General features: G+C 38.2%; 17 protein-coding genes. 15 read left to right on the forward strand and 2 right to left on the reverse strand.

The annotated features are described in order from the left end of the window. Window positions 1–274 precede the first annotated feature (274 nt). On the reverse strand, window positions 275–574 hold the full coding sequence (locus C7S20_RS07720; RefSeq protein ID WP_107011948.1) for a GIY-YIG nuclease family protein: 300 nt from the start codon (window positions 572–574) through the stop codon (window positions 275–277). A 358-nt stretch (window positions 575–932) separates the two neighbouring features. Here C7S20_RS07720 and C7S20_RS07725 point away from each other — a divergent pair, with 358 nt between their 5' ends. From C7S20_RS07725 to C7S20_RS07745, 5 genes are all read left to right on the forward strand, one after another. Next, window positions 933–1,301 (forward strand): hypothetical protein, encoded by a 369-nt coding sequence (locus C7S20_RS07725; protein WP_159039898.1) that lies wholly within the window; start codon window positions 933–935, stop codon window positions 1,299–1,301. A gap of 79 nt (window positions 1,302–1,380) precedes the next feature. Further along, entirely contained in the window at window positions 1,381–1,578 is a 198-nt protein-coding gene (locus tag C7S20_RS07730) for a hypothetical protein (protein WP_107011950.1), read from the forward strand. Between the two features lie 223 nt (window positions 1,579–1,801). Next, window positions 1,802–2,905, forward strand: a complete 1,104-nt coding sequence (locus C7S20_RS07735) for a sensor histidine kinase (protein ID WP_227009126.1) — start codon at window positions 1,802–1,804, stop codon at window positions 2,903–2,905. Further along, the gene (locus C7S20_RS07740) at window positions 2,892–3,569 is read left to right on the forward strand and encodes a response regulator (protein WP_107011952.1); all 678 of its coding nucleotides are present in this window, start codon (window positions 2,892–2,894) and stop codon (window positions 3,567–3,569) included. Before C7S20_RS07735 ends, C7S20_RS07740 begins: the two co-directional genes overlap by 14 nt. A 121-nt stretch (window positions 3,570–3,690) precedes the next feature. Continuing rightward, window positions 3,691–4,380 carry a potassium channel family protein gene (locus C7S20_RS07745; protein WP_107011953.1) on the forward strand — a complete coding sequence of 230 codons (690 nt, stop codon included), beginning with the start codon at window positions 3,691–3,693 and terminating at the stop codon, window positions 4,378–4,380. 6 nt (window positions 4,381–4,386) lie between these two features. On the opposite strand, the gene C7S20_RS07750 is transcribed toward C7S20_RS07745, so the two are convergent. Continuing rightward, entirely contained in the window at window positions 4,387–6,264 is a 1,878-nt protein-coding gene (locus tag C7S20_RS07750) for a potassium transporter Kup (protein WP_227009127.1), read from the reverse strand. 588 nt (window positions 6,265–6,852) lie between these two features. Here C7S20_RS07750 and C7S20_RS07760 point away from each other — a divergent pair. The 10 genes from C7S20_RS07760 (at window position 6,853) to C7S20_RS07805 (ending at window position 18,430) form a co-directional block, all read left to right on the forward strand. Then, window positions 6,853–8,067 (forward strand): site-specific integrase, encoded by a 1,215-nt coding sequence (locus tag C7S20_RS07760; RefSeq protein WP_107011955.1) that lies wholly within the window; start codon window positions 6,853–6,855, stop codon window positions 8,065–8,067. Between the two features lie 189 nt (window positions 8,068–8,256). Then, complete coding sequence (locus C7S20_RS07765; protein WP_107011956.1) at window positions 8,257–9,597, forward strand: sigma-54-dependent transcriptional regulator; 1,341 nt, start codon at window positions 8,257–8,259, stop codon at window positions 9,595–9,597. A 281-nt stretch (window positions 9,598–9,878) separates the two neighbouring features. Next, complete coding sequence (locus C7S20_RS07770; protein WP_227009128.1) at window positions 9,879–11,438, forward strand: TrkH family potassium uptake protein; 1,560 nt, start codon at window positions 9,879–9,881, stop codon at window positions 11,436–11,438. A 5-nt stretch (window positions 11,439–11,443) separates the two neighbouring features. After that, on the forward strand, window positions 11,444–12,103 hold the full coding sequence (locus C7S20_RS07775) for a potassium channel family protein (protein WP_107011957.1): 660 nt from the start codon (window positions 11,444–11,446) through the stop codon (window positions 12,101–12,103). 423 nt (window positions 12,104–12,526) lie between these two features. Then, the gene (locus tag C7S20_RS07780) at window positions 12,527–12,910 is read left to right on the forward strand and encodes a hypothetical protein (protein WP_107011958.1); all 384 of its coding nucleotides are present in this window, start codon (window positions 12,527–12,529) and stop codon (window positions 12,908–12,910) included. A gap of 5 nt (window positions 12,911–12,915) precedes the next feature. Further along, window positions 12,916–12,993 (forward strand): K(+)-transporting ATPase subunit F, encoded by a 78-nt coding sequence (gene kdpF / locus C7S20_RS19955; RefSeq protein WP_107014141.1) that lies wholly within the window; start codon window positions 12,916–12,918, stop codon window positions 12,991–12,993. A gap of 3 nt (window positions 12,994–12,996) precedes the next feature. Further along, window positions 12,997–14,691 (forward strand): potassium-transporting ATPase subunit KdpA, encoded by a 1,695-nt coding sequence (gene kdpA, locus C7S20_RS07790; protein ID WP_107011959.1) that lies wholly within the window; start codon window positions 12,997–12,999, stop codon window positions 14,689–14,691. A 10-nt stretch (window positions 14,692–14,701) separates the two neighbouring features. After that, a complete protein-coding gene (kdpB, locus tag C7S20_RS07795; RefSeq protein WP_107011960.1) occupies window positions 14,702–16,735 on the forward strand; it encodes a potassium-transporting ATPase subunit KdpB in 2,034 nt (677 codons plus the stop codon). Between the two features lie 10 nt (window positions 16,736–16,745). Then, the gene (kdpC, locus tag C7S20_RS07800) at window positions 16,746–17,327 is read left to right on the forward strand and encodes a potassium-transporting ATPase subunit KdpC (RefSeq protein ID WP_107011961.1); all 582 of its coding nucleotides are present in this window, start codon (window positions 16,746–16,748) and stop codon (window positions 17,325–17,327) included. Continuing rightward, window positions 17,324–18,430, forward strand: coding sequence for an outer membrane beta-barrel protein (locus C7S20_RS07805; protein ID WP_107011962.1), 1,107 nt, complete (start codon window positions 17,324–17,326; stop codon window positions 18,428–18,430). Before kdpC ends, C7S20_RS07805 begins: the two co-directional genes overlap by 4 nt. Window positions 18,431–18,434: the final 4 nt, after the last annotated feature.

Genomic DNA, 18,434 nt, shown 5'->3' on the forward strand with positions numbered 1-18,434 from the left:
CTAATTCTAAAGAGACAGGATTATTTTATGCCTGTTATTTTCTTTATTTTCAAAAGTATAAATTAGAAAATATAATTGGGTTTGAATTATAAAAAGGTTTTTATAAAGTTTCTTAATAAAGCGCTATTGAAGATTGGTTAGATTCTTAAAATTTCTGAGTATTTTATTTATTTTTCTGTGGCTTCGATACGATTTTCTTCGGAAAATCACTCTGTTCCATAAGAACGGTCGCTGAGTGACCGCGTTAAGCGGGCGTATCGAAGCGACACTTTTTTTATTCATTCCGTTTCACGAAAATCTTTTTAGCAAGTTCAGGAAGGAGTTCATTTTCTCCTCTCATAAGGGCCTCTTTTTTCTTTCTGCTCCAGCCCTGTATCTGTTTTTCGCGGTAGAAAGCCTCATCTATACGTGAATATTCTTCATAATAGCATATTTCAACTGGTAATCTTCGGGCGGTGTATTTGGCACCTGTTCCGTTGTTGTGTTGAATCAATCTTTTTTCCAAATCTTTTGTACTTCCGGTATAGTAAGAACCATCACTGCATTTAACTATGTACATATATCCTTTTATCATAATGATGAATTTGGAAAATTTAATTCCTGTGGTTTCGATACGATTTTCTTCCGAAAATCACTCAGCCACCCCCGATCAATTTTATCGAAAATCACTCGGTTCCATAAAAACGGTCGCTGAGTGACCGCGGCGAGCGGTCGTATCGAAGCGACGCTTATATCTAAATTCACAATAAATAAATTAAGTCCCTTTCTGCTACTATCCGAAAAGAATCCAAATTTCAACAGCTGAAATCTTATCTATTATCACAATTTACCGATACTTTGAAAATTCAACCTCAGAGAAATATCAGGAGGATTAAACTGAATTTATCAATAACCTTTTAATATTCTTTTTAAAATAAGTGTATTTTTATAACATGATGAGAAATAAAAAAATAGGAAAGAATTTCTTAAGAGGATTTTTTGCCCTCTCTGTTGTTCTTGTTATTTTCTCTTTTTCTGACTTTCCAGGATTTTCTTTTACTCCCGATACTAATCAAACCGAGTTATTCTCTGCTTCAGAAAAGAATCCAAATTATTACAGCTCAACTTTTCAGTTTCAGAATTATTTCAATCAGATTTTCAGTCAGCAAAATTCCGAAGTGGATCCCTGGCATGATGAATCGACTACTGAAAAATCAGCTACTCAGTTTATTATAATTAATAAAGAGTTCCTCTCATTTAAAGGTTCCATTCTTACCAGATTTCTGCAATCCACTCAGAATAACTCCAATTACATCATCTAAATTCCTCAGGCCATTCACTGGCAAAATTTTCAAAATTTTCAAAACTATTTGCTGAATATCAGCATAAAAAATTTTTGTTATGAGGAGTTTCAAAAAGATTTTGAGGCTTTTCGGATTCATTTTATTTATAACATTAGCAATGCTTGGAGTTAGTTTGAGCGGTGGTGTTCCCCCGCCTGTGACGAATAAAAGAAAAGGAACTATTGAAAATATTATTGAAGTCGAAGAGCCCTTAGAAGAAGATTCAGAAGAATTTGAGTACATAAAAAAGGAATAAGAAAATCGCTGGCATCCCCCAAGGACTTGCAATTTTTCGGATAAATTGAGCTAATATTTTAAGGGAATGCTCGAGCCGGCGCAGGATTAAACCAGTTCTACAAAACTGTTTTTTCTATTCCGTTTTCGCTTTTTTCTGTAAAATTGGACAGTAATTAATAGTGGGAAGATTATCTTTATTTTTCAAAGCACCTATGTGCTACCTTAGTTTTATATTACATTTTTTGCGAAATAGATTTTCCTTTTTCAGAGACGGTATAAAAGACCGGGCAGGAGTACAGTATTTGCTTGGGGTTGGTTCTGTAAGCATTGTGGCCCTTATTTGTAATTCTATATTTGGTGAGGCCGAATATCATGTGGTTGCTCTTATCCTGCTCCTTGTGGTTTCGATTTTAGCAATGTTTCTGGATGTTCTTCCAATTATATCGGCTGCGGTAATGAGTGCTTTACTGTGGAATTTCTTATTTATTCCACCAGAATTTACCTTTAGTATAAGTACTCCCCAGGATGCGCTGCTTTTCCTGATGTATTTTGTCATAGCTGTTATCAACGGATTTTTTACTTCCAAGATCCGGAAAATGGAAAATATTTCGAATCAGCGAAAGGAACGGGAAAAAACTCTGGAACTTTACAACACTCTTTTCAATTCACTTTCCCACGAATTAAAGACACCTATTGCGACCATTATAGGCTCGGTAGATGTTTTAAAGAATAACCGGGAACAGATTTCCACAGAAGTAAAAGAGGATATTTACAATGAGATCGAGATTGCCAGTCAGCGTTTGAACCGACAGGTAGAACATTTTTTGGATATGAGTAGGCTGGATAGCGATTACATTAAGATCCAGCCCGATTGGTATGATCTTGATGAGATTATTCATCTTGTTATTAATGCTAATTGGGATGAAACTTCTGAACATTCTATCGTTCTGGTACAGGAAAATGAAATTCCGCTTTTAAAAATAGACGGTCCGCTTGTAGAACAAATTCTTTATAATATAGTTCATAATGCGGTGCAGTATACTCCTCCCGGTTCAAAAATTTTAATAGGAAGAAGCGTTGAACAGGGAAAAATGAGTATCAGTATAAAAGATAATGGCTATGGTTTTCCTGAAGACAAATTAGGACTCGTATTTCAAAAATTTTATAGGCTTCCAAATACCCGAACTGGGGGGACAGGTTTGGGACTTTCTATCGCGCAGGGATTTGCCAAAGCTCATAATGGCCAAATATCACTGAAAAACCTGCCCGAAGGAGGAGCGGAATTTATAATTGAAATTCCATGTGAAATAAATTATTATAAAACTACCGAAGATGAAACAAGGTGAGATCCTGGTAATTGATGATGAACCACAAATAAGAAAATTATTAAAAATTTCTCTGGAAAGTAATAATTATAAAGTGATCGCTGCTTCCACAGCGACTGAAGGAATCAATCTTGCTGCAAATCATGCTCCAGATTTGATAATCCTTGATTTAGGATTACCCGATAAGGATGGGCATGAGGTTTTAGTGGAACTAAGGCAATGGTTCGAGAGAGCTATCATTATTCTCTCGGTACAAAATGCTGAAATGGATATTATAAAAGCTTTAGATAACGGTGCCACTGATTACTTATCCAAACCCTTCAGGACCGGTGAATTGTTAGCGAGGATCAGGGCTTCCTTACGGTTAAACCGTTCAGAAGAAATAACGCCCGCTATAAAAACAGGAAATCTGGAAATTGACCTTGTTTTCAAAACCGTCAAATTAAATGATGAATTAGTTAAACTTACTTCTACTGAATACAATTTAATGGCGCTCTTCGCCCAGAATTTGGGAAAAGTTTTGACTCATCAGTATCTTTTAAAAGAAATATGGGGGCCTGGAGCTGCGAGTGAAACGCAATATATCAGGGTGTATGTAGCGCAGCTAAGGAAAAAAATAGAAATCGATCCCAATCAGCCGCAACATCTTATCACAATAAGTGGGGTTGGGTATAGATTCCTGTAAATTCGTTTATATTTTCTTTATACCATAAAGATGTTTTTTATAAAGTTCTTAAATTAGATTTCTGAATATTTATTTTCTCTTATAAATATTTGTTTCTTCGGGAATTAAAACCCGCAACATAATGAAGTATATCATCGTAGGTCTTGGCAACTTTGGAGCTTCTCTCGCCGAAAAATTATCGTCTTTAGGGAATGAAGTGATTGGAGTAGATGTTAGTATGCCCCGAATTGAAAGTTTAAAAAATAAAATTACCCATGTGATCAGCCTTGATGCAACCGATAAAGATGCGGTCATGAGCCTGCCTTATAAAGATGCAGATACTACCATAATTGCCATTGGAGAGGATCCCGGAGCCAGTATCCTGGCCACTGCCGTAATGCAGCAACTTCATGTTAAACGTTTGATCAGCAGGGCGATATCGCCACTTCAACAACTTGTTTTAGAGGCTATGGGCGTTCGTGAGATCATTCATCCTGAAGAAGAAACTGCAGATAGATGGTCTATGAAATTAAATATGCCTGGAGTGTATGATAGTTTTGAGCTTAACCCCCAACATAATGTGGTGGAGGTGGAGGTCCCTTCAGCCTTTGATGGGAAGTCATTACAGGAATTGTCCCTTCGGAAAAATTACAATCTTATCGTTCTCACCACCATGAAGTATATTAAAGAGAAAAATAAACTGGGTATTGAAACTTCACAAATTGATGTTCAGGATCTGGCCTCTGCAAAAACGGTTTTACATGAGGGAGACTTAATGGTGGTTTATGGTCATACCAAAAACATCAAAAAACTGATCAAAAGCTTTTCCTAAAAAGCCCTACATCTCGATATTGGTTCCAATTTCCAGAACATGCTCCGGTGGAAGATTGAAATATCGGGTTGCACGCTGGGAATTCCTTGATAGAAAAGAAAACAGGGATTCCCGCCATTCAGCCATTCCTAATTTACCATGTACGATTAGGGTTTCCCTTCCCAGGCAATACACCACATTTTCCATGTCAATTTTCAAATTATCATCTTTTATGGTAGAAATTGTTAAAGGAAGATTTGTTCGGTCCATATAACCATAACTGATGATCAAACGGAAAAAGCCATTTCCCAACTGTTTAATGGTGATTCGCTTAGCTGGCGGAATATGCGGAACCGACTTAAAATTCACTGAAGCGATTACGACCTGTTCGTGAACAACCATATTGTGTTTGACATTTTGAACCAGGGCCGGTGGAGTCCTGTCCGGCGATTTGGTAAAGTAAATAGCTGTTAAAGGAATCCTTTCAACTTCTTTCTCCTTTAATTCTCTGATGAATCTCTTTAAAGGAGTCATGATCTTGGTGAGCTGAATGCTTAAGATTCTTCTTCCTTTAGACCAGGTGGTCATTGTGAAATAGATGAGAGCTGCAACCAGTAAGGGTACCCAACCGCCATCGGGAATTTTATCTATGTTAGCGTAGAGAAAGGAAAGGTCGATGCAAAGCAGGAAAATAGTTATAACGATTGCTATAGGGAGCTTCCAGTTCCACAATTTTCTCATGGCGATAAAGGCCAGCAAAGTGGTTATCACCATGGTGGTTGTAACTGCAATTCCGTAAGCCGCTGCCAGGTTACTTGATGTCTGGAATGCAAGTACCAATGTAATTGTTCCTATAAAGATCATCCAGTTGATATGTGGCATATAGATCTGTCCTTCTTCTTTTTCTGAAGTATGAACGACTTTTAAACGCGGGAAATATCCAAGTTGTAATGCCTGGAAAGTTAAGCTGAACGCCCCGGTAATGATCGCCTGCGAAGCAATAATAGTCGCTATTGTAGCAATGATCACCAAAGGATATAAACCCCAGGTAGGTGCAAGGTGATAAAATGGGTTTTCTAATCTTGTGGTATCGCGCAAAAGCAATGCTCCCTGGCCGAAATAATTCATTAATAAACACGGCAATACAACGGTAAACCATGCCCAGCGAATGGGTTTTTTTCCAAAATGGCCAATATCTGCATACAGGGCTTCTCCTCCTGTGACTACCAGAAATACCGCGCCTAAAATAAAAATCCCATGCCAGCTATTGGTTTTGAAGAATTCAAAAGCGTAATACGGATTTGCTGCCTTCAGAATTTCAGGAGTTTTAATGATAGAAGATACCCCCAGTGCCGCAATAGACAAAAACCAGATCAGGATAAGGGGTCCAAAGATCATCCCAACACCATGCGTTCCTCTTTTCTGAAAAATAAAAAGTCCAATAAGTATGATCACGGTAATGATCACCACATAAGGTTCAAAAAAAGGAGTGGCTACTTTTAATCCTTCTGTGGCACTTAAAACAGAAATTGCCGGCGTGATCATGCCGTCACCATATAATAAGGCTGCTCCAAAAAGTCCCATGGTTAGGATAACTAACCTTCTGGTTTTTTTCTTTCGGGGCAGTACAAGTTCCATTAAGGCAAGTATTCCACCTTCTCCATCATTATCGGCTCTTAAAATAAGGGTAAGATATTTAAGACTTATCACTAAAATGAGGGCCCAAAAAATTAAGGAAATAGCTCCCATAACATTAATAGTGGTAGGTTCTACTCCAAAGTCTCCGAAAAAACATTCTCTGACGGCGTATAACGGACTCGTACCAATATCACCAAAAACAACCCCTAAGGCGGCTAAGCTTAGTGTAAACATTCGCCTGGAGGGAACTTTGTCGTTACTTTTCATATGAGGAATAGTTTTACAAGAGGGCGAAATTATTTAAATACAAGTTGTGTAAGAAATGATAACTCTATTTTCTTCCTGATTTTTATAATTTCTTTATATTATTCTGGGAATTTATATTTTTTCTAAATATCACACAAGATTCTGAATTAGAGTTCTGAAGTTCTAATTTTTTAGTTACAGCCTGAAAATAAACTGTATTTTCCGATTGCTTTTAAAAGTAAAGAGTTTGCCGTAATTCAGTAGGGAAATATTTTTAAAGGAAAGAGCAGGTTCACTTTAAGAGATGGTAATATTTTTTTCTCCTATTAACGGTCCAATTTCATCACCTCCAGAATTTGGAAAAAAAAAGCTCTCCATTTCTGAAGAGCTTTTTGTGCGGGCGAAAGGACTCGAACCTTCACACCTCGCGGCACTAGATCCTAAGTTTTCTAAAAATTTTGCAGAAAAACATTTAATATATTTAAAATCAATTAATTAGAGCATTTTGTATTTTACATAATATCATAAAATATCATTTAAAATGGCAAAATGTTGTACCTATGTTGTACCTAAATGGATTATCTTAGAGTGGAAGTAAATCATTAAACTATGAAATCTACTGCCTCTATTACTCTTAGAAAAAAAGCAAATAAAAATGGCCTTTATCCCCTAGCTATCAGGATCACAAAATTTAGAAGATCGGCATATCTATACATTGGGCATTATATTGATTTAAAATACTGGGATGAGGCCAAATGTTTGGTAAAAAAAAGCCATCCATATGCAACACGGTTAAATAGTCTATTGCTAATTAAATTAGCAGAGACTAATAAATTTCTTCTTGAATTGCAATCCGAAGGAAAGGATTACTCTGCTAATCAGATTAAAAAAGAAATTACTTATAAAAATGGTAACAGTAATTTTTTCGATGTTGCAGATGCACATCTGAATGAACTTAAAATCAATAGTAAATTTGGAAGACATTCTGTAGATAAAGCAGTTATTGGACATATAAGGCGGTTTCATAAATCAAACCTGTTATCCTTCCAGGATTTGGATGAAAATCTCCTTAAAAAATATATGGCCTACCTAAGGAATACTCCAAAGATTTCAGAACGGACCATTGCTAACCATTTGGTGCTCATTCGGCTTTTATTTAACAAGGCTATCCGAAAGGGCATGGTTGATCGCAAATTCTATCCTTTTGGCAGAGATAAGATAAAAATAAAATTTCCTGAAGCAGGGAAGATTGGATTAACCCGGGAGGAGATAAAAAAAATAGAGAAAATGGAAGACCTTACAAAGGAAGAGCATCATGCTCGAAATGTTTGGCTTTTTAGTTTTTATCTTGCCGGAATCCGCATAGCAGATGTTTTGAAAGTCCGCTGGAGTGATATTTATGATAATAGGATTCATTATACAATGAACAAAAATTCTAAACTAGTCTCACTACAGCTACCCGATAAAGTTCATGGGATTTTAAAAGATTACATAAAAGATAAGAGAGATGAAAATGATTATATTTTTCCAGAATTAAAAGTGGTAAGCTCTAAGGATAAGAAGAAACTATTTGACAAGTCTAAACGGGCAAATAGAAATATCAATGCTCACTTAACCAATATTGCCTCAAGAGCTGGGATTAATAAAAAGTTAAGTATGCATATTGCCCGTCACAGTTTTGGCCATATTGCGGGGGATAAGATTCCAATCCAAATGCTTCAAAAATTATACAGACATTCCTCAGTTACCACCACTATGATGTATCAGTCTTATTTTATAAATAATGAAACAGATAAAGCATTAAATAGTATTGTTGATTTTTGATTCTGAACATTTCGAATATCTAGCTTTCTCAGGATTTTTTTAATTTAAAATAAAACCACATTTAAGGGACGCTAAGATTTATTCAGATTAAAAAATATTTCCCGTTTTATGTAAAACGGCAAAAAAATTGTATCTCCTTTATTTTCCTTTAAATTCCTTTCTTTGTAATAACTTTCCGATTAAAATAAAATGAAAAAGACCATTCTTATTATTGACGATGAAAAGGATATTCTTAATATGCTTTCCAGAATTATTGAACTTGAAGGATACAATGTCTTCAAAGCACCGACAGGTAAGGAGGCTATAAAATTATTCAAAAAGGAAAGAATTCATGTAGTGATTACCGATGTTAAATTACCCGATATTTCAGGGATTGAATTGGTAAATACGTTTAAAGAGATCAATAAGGCAGCAGAGATCATTTGTCTTACTGCGTATGGCAAGATTGAAGATGGGGTAAAGGCCATAAAACAGGGAGCCTTTGACTATCTGGTAAAGGGAGATGATAATAAGAAAATCCTGCCACTTCTAAGCAAGGCCTATGATAAAGCCGAATTACAGTACAAAATTTTACGACTTAAATCTCAAATTTCCGAACAATTTGGTTTTAATAGAATCATAGGTAGCTCCAAACCTTTAAAAAATGCCATTGAAATGGCAAAAAGGGTAGCTCCAATGGACACCACAGTTCTAATATTAGGTCCAACCGGGTCTGGTAAAGAGGTGTTTTCAAGAGCAATCCATTCTGAAAGTAATAGAGCAACAGAAAGTTTTTTAGCCATTAATTGCAGTGCTCTTGGGAAGGATCTTCTTGAAAGTGAACTTTTTGGCCATAAAGCGGGGGCTTTTACCGGAGCTATTAAAGATAAACCAGGCCTGTTTGAAGAGGCTCATTTAGGAACCATATTACTAGATGAAATTGGTGAAATGGATCTTGAACTTCAGGCGAAGCTTTTGCGTTTTCTTGAGGAAGGAACCTTTATTCCGCTTGGAGAATCGCGGGAGAAAAAAGTAGATGTTAGAGTGATATCTGCGACGAATAAGAATCTTCAAAAAGCAGTAGAAGAGGGAGCTTTTAGAGAAGATCTTTATTATCGCCTTTCAGTCTTTACTATTGATTTACCAGGCCTGGATCAACGAAAAAAAGATATTCCAGCTTTAGCCAATTACTTTGTTAAAAATATTAGCCTAAAAGCTAATAAAAATATTAAAACAGTCTCCAAGGACTTTATTCAGGCCCTTCAAGAGCATCATTGGAAGGGAAATATTAGGGAATTGCGAAATATTATTGAACGCTCCATCATTCTAGCTAATGAGGAAAAACTTACCGCTGATTTGCTTCCATTTGATTTTCTTTTAAACAGCAATCCTGGACTTTCTACTGGTCTCTATAAATTAAAGGATGTTGAAAAAGAACATATTCGGAATCTCCTAAAATACACGAAAGGAAATAAAACAAAAACTGCAGAACTTTTAGATATTGGTCTTACTACTCTTTACAATAAGGTTAAAGAATATGAGCTAGAATAATAAGTCTTCACTTTCTGCAAAGACCCTTCAATTTCTGAAGGGTTTTTTTTTAAAAGATTTTAATTGGTAATTTTTTTATTCTGAAGAACAGTCGGTTGGAGGTGACTAAGGTTTGTTGGTACGGAGGTTGACATAAGGTTTGAAGAATTTTTTATGGGATAAGATTTAATCAATTCCTTTTTCCTGAGCTATGTATTTTATCCCAAATCTTTCTTTTTAAACCAATCATGTTTTAAGGTAAAAAAAGAAAGTGCCTAAAATCCTTTTTACCAGTACTGAGAATGTTGCGAAGTATAATTAGACAAATTGCAAGCCTCCAAATATTACTTGGAATCGTAATGATTATCCCGGGAATCGTTTCTGTTATATATAGAGAATGGTACTCTCTCCTGGGATTTGTAATTTCTGGTCTTATAGTTAGTGGTATAGGTTTTCTAATATATAAAAGTCTTAAAGGTGCACCTGATCCTGCACATAAGGAATCTCTGATAATTGCAGCACTAGGTTGGCTTATGATCATCATTTTAGGCGGAGTACCCTATTTTATTATTGCTCATATAACACCCTTAAATGTGATGCAATCTTTCGTGCCTTTGGGAGAGACTTATGTTTCAAGTTTAATGAATTTCAGAAATCCTTTACATTGTATTTTTGAGAGTACCAGTGCCTTTACCACTACAGGTTTAACTATGGCATACCATGAGCCTTCAGTGGGGTATTCCGTATTATTTTATAGATCTTTTTCTCAATGGGTGGGTGGTGCAGGCTTTATTGTCATGGCATTGGCTATTTTCAAGCAAATCCCAGGGCAATCTGCTGTTTTATTATATGGTTCTGAAGCTAGCGGAACAAAAGTTCGAAGTAATGTCATCCAAACCGCCAGGGCAATTTGGAAGGTTTACCTCCTGGTAACTGCGTTTTCTTTCCTGTTTATTTTTATAGGAACTTATTTTATTTTACCAGATTATCCTTTGGGAAGGAATATTTTTGATGCTGTTAATCACTCGATGGCTGGCCAATCCACTGGCGGTTTCAGCGTATTGGATGATAGCATTGCTGGTTACCATTCAGCAAAAATGGATGCCTTATTTATTCTCCCAATGCTACTTGGAGGGATGTCTATTCCTTTTTTATTCAGAATTATCTTTTTGAAAGATTTTAAAGAGTTCTGGTATGATATACAAACGCGGGCTATCCTTTTGGCAAGTATTCTTGGAAGTGTTGTACTCTCTCTTTTTTTAATTGGCTCGGGTGGAGTTGTTTCGCCCTGGCGAGAAGGCATCTTTCAGTTTATAAGCGCTTTGACCACGACTGGCTGGCAAACTTCTGCCATTGGCTCCTGGGATGATGCTCCTGTGCTTTTTATTGTGGTCACTGCAATGGTGGTAGGTGGTGCCGCCGGTGCTACGGTTGGCGGAATTAAAATTATAAGGGCTCTATTACTTCAAAAGGGATTGAGATGGCATATCAATAAAATCTTTTTAAGTAAGAACACTGTAAAAACAATAAAATTCAACGGCAAATTACTCTTACCTAATGAAATGAACAGAGAGCTTGCCAAAACAGGTATGTTCGTTTTGATGTACCTTTTGTTTGTCTTCATTTCTACTATAGTCACTCTTTACTTAATGAAAGGAGATTTTGGGCTTGCAGATGCCCTTTTTGAATCTGCGTCGGCTCAGGGAACAGTTGGACTCTCCTCGGGGATTACAGATCCGTCAATGTCCAGTGGTTTGGAATTGGTATATATTTTTCAAATGTGGAGCGGGAGAATAGAAATTATTCCCATTTTAGTCGTAATACGGTTGTTTTTATACGGAATGAAACCTAGAAAAATTTAGAAAGTATGAATATAATAATAATTGGTTCTGGCAGAACCGGAAAGCATGTTATAGAATCTGCGATCCAGGATAAGAATGAAGTTTGTGTAATTGAAAAAAATAAGGAAAGGGCTAATCAAATTGCTTCAACCTATGATTGTGTAGTAATTCATGGAGATGCCACTCATTTAAATGTTTTAAATGAAGCGAACGAAGTACAGGCAGATGCCATTATTGTTACCACTGACGATGATGCTGTAAATGCCCTGGTTATCTTACTGGCAAAACAACTAAAGATCAAAAGGCTGGTGAGCTCTGTGAACAACGATGATCTTTTACCCGTTTTCGAGCAACTCGGGATAGATACAGTAGAAAGCCCTTACAGACTTAATGGTAAATACCTTTACCGAGCAGTTCAAGGTCCCGGGGTGAAAGAATTCCTTGACCTGGGGGATGGCTTTGAGCTTTTGGAAATGCTGATTGAAAAAGGCTCGCAAATAGAAAATATGTACATCAAAGATATGATGAACGAAAAAATTCTTCCAGCAGATACACGGGTAGTTTTGATAAAACGTAACAACAGGATTTTGGTGCCGGAAGGAGATACTAAAGTTGTTCAAAACGACCTCCTTGTATTATTGTCAAGAAAAGATGATGTTGAGGCCGTAAGTAAGATATTCAAATAGACACCATAATCCTTTCAGATAGTAAAAAGCCCTTCAATATTTGAAGGGTTTTTTTAATGGAGTGAATTTGTCTTAAAAATAATATCGATTTATAAATAACTATATATCAGATTTTTAAAATTTAATAGTGACTTTTTTTTCCAAATGGTATCGGTTTTGGCTTTGGACCTATAAAATCTGAAAAGTTAAAATGAAATCGAACACTGCGATGAAACCCGTAGAGAAAATTATCAGGAAAAAAAGCTTTATTCCTGTTTTGTCTGGCAGGTACTCATTCTTTATTAAATGTAATCCAAAATTAATTAAACCATGGAATTTCTATTAGGCTTGGCCATGTTGATACTCTGTATCGTTGGCTTTATCATTTTATTCAAATCTATCGATTGGTTTGATCAACTAATTCAATAACTAACCTTTAAAGTCATGCTAAATCATAAAGATTCAAAAGATCTAATTCTTATCGAGTTTCCGGAAATGGTAAAAGAAAAGAAAAACTTTGCCCAAATAACAAGCTTGTTAGCGGCAGAAACCAATGATGCCATGAAGTGGGGAGTTGTGGAAAGGGCCAAACAGGTGCTCAATTTTACCCATTATCTATTTCTTCACAGCAATAAATACGTACAACTGCTTTTACTGGATCAGTATTACAAAAAGCTGAATTGCGTGAGGTGCAATTTGAGTTTTCAAAATTTTACCAGAAATCATTCAGGTGCTGGAGGAAATGAAAGTCAGTTGCCATTTCATATTTCCTATCGCCTGCGCAATGCGAAGAGTGTCATGCAACTAACCTTAATAACTATAAAGTAAAAGTTATGATCATTTTACTCATAATATCGGTAATCACCCTTGGGTATTTGTTTTATGCCATTGTTAAACCAGAAAAATTCTAAACGATGTATCAATCAGAAATTATTGGCGCGGTTCTCATTTTTTTACTGGCAATAATATTTGCAATCCCTTTAGGAAGGCTGATCTCAAAGATCTTTAAGGGAGAAAAGAACTGGATGGGCTTTATGGCGCCTCTGGAGAAATTTATATTCAAGCTCGGGGGTGTGGATCCCACCAAAGAAATGGACTGGAAGCAGAATATGAAGGCAATGCTCGGTTTAAACCTGGTTTTCTTTATTGTTGCCTTTCTAATCCTGTTGTTTCAGGGGCTCATAAAATTCTGGAATCCCGTAGGAATAGGAAACTGGGAACCAACTCTGGCTTTCAATACGGCTATCAGTTTTATGACGAACACCAATCTGCAGCATTATTCTGGGGAAACCGGGGCCAGTTACTTTACACAGCTCGCAGTTTTTGCCTGGCTGCAGTTTGTAAGTGCAGGAACAGGAATCGCTGCCTGTGGTTTGCTGTTTCGGGGATTGGCGAATAAGAGCAGCAAGGCTCTCGGGAATTTTTACGACCTGTGGCTTAAATCCTGTACAAGAATACTTCTGCCAATAGCGATGATCCTGTCTTTGATCCTTAGTATTAACGGAACCACTTCAAATTTTGAAGGACTGCAGAAGGTTACTACTCTTGAAGGAGATACCCAGATGGTGGCTGGTGGGCCTACTGCTCCCATGGTCTCTATTAAACAACTGGGAACCAATGGGGGAGGGTATTTTGGTCCTAACTCCACACATCCGTTCGAAAATCCGAATTATCTCACCAACATGGCAGAAAATATTGCCATCATACTCATTCCCATGGCCCTGGTTTTTGCCTTCGGTTTCTTTATGAGAAGGCGAAAATTAAGCTATTATCTCTTTGGGGTAATGTCGCTGCTCTTTATAGCCTTTGTGTATATCTCTTCTTCACAGGAAGTTGCGGGTGATCCAAATTTTGAGGCTATGGGGTTACATCAGGCCGCAAATATGGAAGGCAAGGAAATGAGGTTTGGGCCGATTGCTTCCTCTTTGTGGGGAGTTTCTACCACTGCAACTTCCAATGGTTCGGTGAACTCTATGCATGATAGCCATACACCAATTTCGGGAGGTGTGTTTCTCCTGGATATGTTTATCAATGCTGTTTACGGTGGAGTAGGTGTAGGTTTTATTAACTTCTTCGTCTTTCTGGTCATTGCAGTATTTATTGCCGGCCAAATGATTGGGAGGACGCCAGATTTTCTTGGGAAAAAACTGGAGGCCCGTGAGATCAAAATAGCTGCGATCGTGGTGATCTTACACCCACTTCTCATCCTGGCAGGAACTGCGCTTTCCAGCTATCTCCTTACCGAGGATCCGCGTTTACCCTGGCTTAACAATCCCGGTTTTCACGGATTTTCTGAAATGATGTACGAATTCACATCGGCTTCGGCAAATAACGGATCTGGTTTTGAAGGACTGGGCGATAATACTCCTTTCTGGAATATAGCCACCGGTCTTGTAATGTTATTCGCGCGATTTCTTCCTATTATTGGACCGCTTGCAATTGCAGGTTCTCTATCCAGTAAAAAGTTCGTGCCTGAATCGGCCGGGACTCTTAAAATGGACACTCCGGCATTTGCAGCTGTTTTATTAGCCGTGATACTGATCATTTCTGCCCTTGCCTTTTTCCCTGCCCTCGCTTTAGGACCACTGGCAGAATATTTTACCATTTAAATCTGAAATAATGAGTGCAAACAATAAATTATTAGATAAAAACCTCATGCAAAGTGCTTTTAGTGAGTCTTTTCGTAAACTTCAGCCTCTGCAAATGATGAAAAATCCGGTGATGTTTACCGTGGAAATCGGAACTGCCATTATGGTGCTGGTAACCCTCATTTCTGCCTTTACCGTAAATGAAAGTCTTGGCAGCACAGGGTATAATTTTGTAATTACCCTTATTTTACTGATCACCCTTTTATTTGCCAATTTTGCCGAAGCTATTGCCGAAGCACGCGGTAAGGCTCAGGCCAATGCTCTAAAGAAAACCCGTACCGATACAATGGCGAAACGTCAAATGGTGGATGGGGAGATAAAAATGGTCAATGCAACCGAGTTGCGTAAGAATGACATTTTTATTGCTGAAGCCGGTGATATTATTGCCAGCGATGGTGAAATAATTGAGGGGATGGCTTCCATCGATGAATCGGCGATAACCGGGGAATCGGCACCTGTTATCAGGGAGGCAGAAACCGATCATAATTCGGTGATTGGCGGAACACAGGTACTTTCAGATACCATAAAGATCAAAGTGACCTCTGAACCCGGAGAATCGTTTCTTGACAAAATGATAGGGCTCGTAGAAGGAGCTAACAGGCAAAAAACTCCAAATGAGATCGCTTTGACCATTCTTCTGGCAAGTTTCACGCTTGTATTTCTGATTGTGACAGTCACTCTGCAACCGTTCGCGGTTTATGCGAATACTGTTCTATCCATAGCCGCACTGGTCTCGCTTTTCGTATGTCTTATTCCCACTACAATTGGTGGACTGCTTTCCGCAATTGGGATCGCGGGAATGGACAGGGCTCTGGGAGCCAATATCATTGCTAAATCAGGGAAAGCTGTAGAAACCGCCGGTGATATTGATGTATTATTGTTAGATAAGACAGGTACAATTACCATCGGTAATAGAAAGGCTACCAATTTTTACCCACTAGGGAATATTGGTGAAGAGGAATTTGCCCATCTCTGTGCCTGGGGATCTTATTCCGATAAAACTCCTGAAGGTAAATCGATCATTGAATTGGCTAAAAATCTGAATATTCCTCTAAACAAGGAAAGTATTGAAATTGAGGAATCAGTGAAATTCACAGCCGAAACTCGAATGAGTGGTGTAAATCTTGCCGATGGCCGTCAAATTAGAAAGGGTGCCTGGGATGCCATTAGAGATTGGTGCGATATGGATGAAGAAACTTTAAAAAAGTTTGAGGCTAAAACCAGGGAAATTGCCGAAAAAGGTGGTACTCCCTTAGCGCTAGGGGTCGATAGGAAAGCTTTGGGTGTGATACAGTTGGAAGACATTATCAAGCCTGGTATTCAGGAAAGATTCGCGAGATTTAGAAAAATGGGATTGAAAACCGTGATGGTTACAGGAGATAACCCACTCACTGCCGAATATATTGCGAAGGAAGCCGGTGTTGATGATTTCATAGCCGAGGCCAAACCAGAAGATAAACTGGAATATATAAAAAGGGAACAGGAAGCCGGAAAACTGGTAGCAATGATGGGAGATGGTACCAATGATGCTCCCGCCCTCGCTCAGGCCGATGTGGGGATTGCAATGAACAGCGGAACCCAGGCTGCAAAAGAAGCAGCCAATATGGTAGATCTTGATAATGATCCTACCAAACTACTGGAAGTAGTTGAAATTGGAAAGCAGTTATTAATAACAAGGGGAAATGTTACTACATTTTCTATTGCCAACGATGTGGCTAAATATTTTGCAATCGTTCCGGCACTTTTTGCCGCCAGTATTCCGGGTTTAGGAGTGCTGAATATTATGGGATTAGCGAGTCCGCAATCAGCTATTCTATCTGCCGTGATTTTCAATGCCATTGTAATTCCTATCCTTATTCCGCTTGCCCTTAAGGGTGTCAAATATCGCCCAATGGGAGCTTCGGCCTTACTAGGAAGAAACCTTCTTGTTTACGGTCTGGGCGGTATTATCGTTCCTTTTATTGGAATTAAACTCATTGATCTACTCGTAAATCTATTTTTATAAAAATTAGCATATGAAAACTTTAAGAAATATACTCGTCCTTTCATTTCTTAGTCTTCTGTTATTCGGAATTGCCTATCCACTGGCGATGACTGCAGTAGGACAGGCAATAGCTCCAAACGCTGCCGATGGAAAGCCTATTTATCGAAATGACCAACTTGTTGGCTTTGAAAATATCGGCCAAAACTTTAAAAGCAGCCAGTATTTCTGGGGAAGGCCTTCTGCCGTAGATTATGATGCATCTTCTACGGGAGGTTCAAATTATGGCCCCACCAATCCGGAATTTCTCGCTCTTGTGCAGCACCGAATCGACACACTAATGGCTTATCATCCATCCATAAAAAAGAGTGAAATTCCAGTGGAGCTGGTAACGGCTTCAGGGTCGGGATTAGATCCTCACATCAGCAATGAGGCAGCCTTACTTCAGGTGAACAGGATAGCCAAACAACGCAATTTATCCAAAGAAGAATTAAAGAACCTTGTAGATGAACATACTGAAGGAGCTTTATTTGGAATCGCAGGTCCCGAAAATTATGTAAATGTTTTAAAACTCAATTTGTCTCTGGATGAACTGGAAAAAAATTCAAAAAAATGAAAAATTTAATCATAGCCGTTTTTACCATTTTTTCAGCAGGCGAGGTTCTGGCGCAGGAAGTGGAGGAAAGTAAAACAAGCTTAAAATTGTCGGGATATGCCGATGTGTATTATGCAAATTTCAGCAACGATATGGAACCTAATGAATTCCAACCCTATACCACGGTGGCTCCCAGGGATGCAAGATTTGGGCTCAATATAGCCCAAACAAGCCTTGCATACACTTCAGAAAAAGTGAGAGGAAACATAAGCCTGCACTGGGGTGATATCCCCCAGGCCACGTGGTCTTCAGAGTTTACCAACATACAGGAAGCAAATATTGGAATAAGATTAAAAGGCGACTGGTGGCTGGATGCCGGATTTTTTACCACCCATATCGGTACAGAGAGCTTCCTTCCAAAGAATAATTTCTTAAGCTCTACTGCTATCGCTACGTACAATGAACCTTTTTACCAGGCGGGGGCGAAACTCAGCTATTCCGGTTCTGAAAAGTGGTATGGAGAGTTATGGGTAGTCAATGGCTACAATTACTTCCTTGATGTTAATGATGCCAAATCGGTAGGAATTCTGCTAAGCTATAATTTTAATGATAATACCAGCCTTACCTACACCAATCTGTTTGGAAAGGAGTTGCCTTCGGGATCGGGCGATGATGCCTTCCGAACCTACCATAATTTATATCTGAATGCTCATTTCGCTGATAAGTGGTTCCTTCAGGTAGGGGGTGATATCGGAACACAGTCCCATTCGGGGCTCAGCACCCCAGAAGAGACTGCCATTATGTACAATGCTCTCGCTACACTGCGTTATCAGGTAAATGATAAATTATCTTTTACCGGAAGGGGAGAACTCTTCAATGATGAAAATGGTTTTATTAGCGGTTTGCTTCCTTCTTCCAATGATCGTCCTCAAGGTCTCGAAATGTGGGGTATCACCATGGGTTCCGAATTCCGGCCCATTGCACATGCTTACATCCGGGGCGAGACCAGGTTTTTACATCTCAATGAAGATATTAGCTTTTTTGAGGGTGATCTTGATCCTAATAAAAGATGGGAAGTTCTTTTTACCATGGGCTATCAATTTGACAAATTGTTTGAACGGTAATTAT

Origin of the sequence: Christiangramia fulva, from assembly GCF_003024155.1 — a bacterium.
In the GTDB taxonomy this organism is placed as follows: domain Bacteria; phylum Bacteroidota; class Bacteroidia; order Flavobacteriales; family Flavobacteriaceae; genus Christiangramia; species Christiangramia fulva.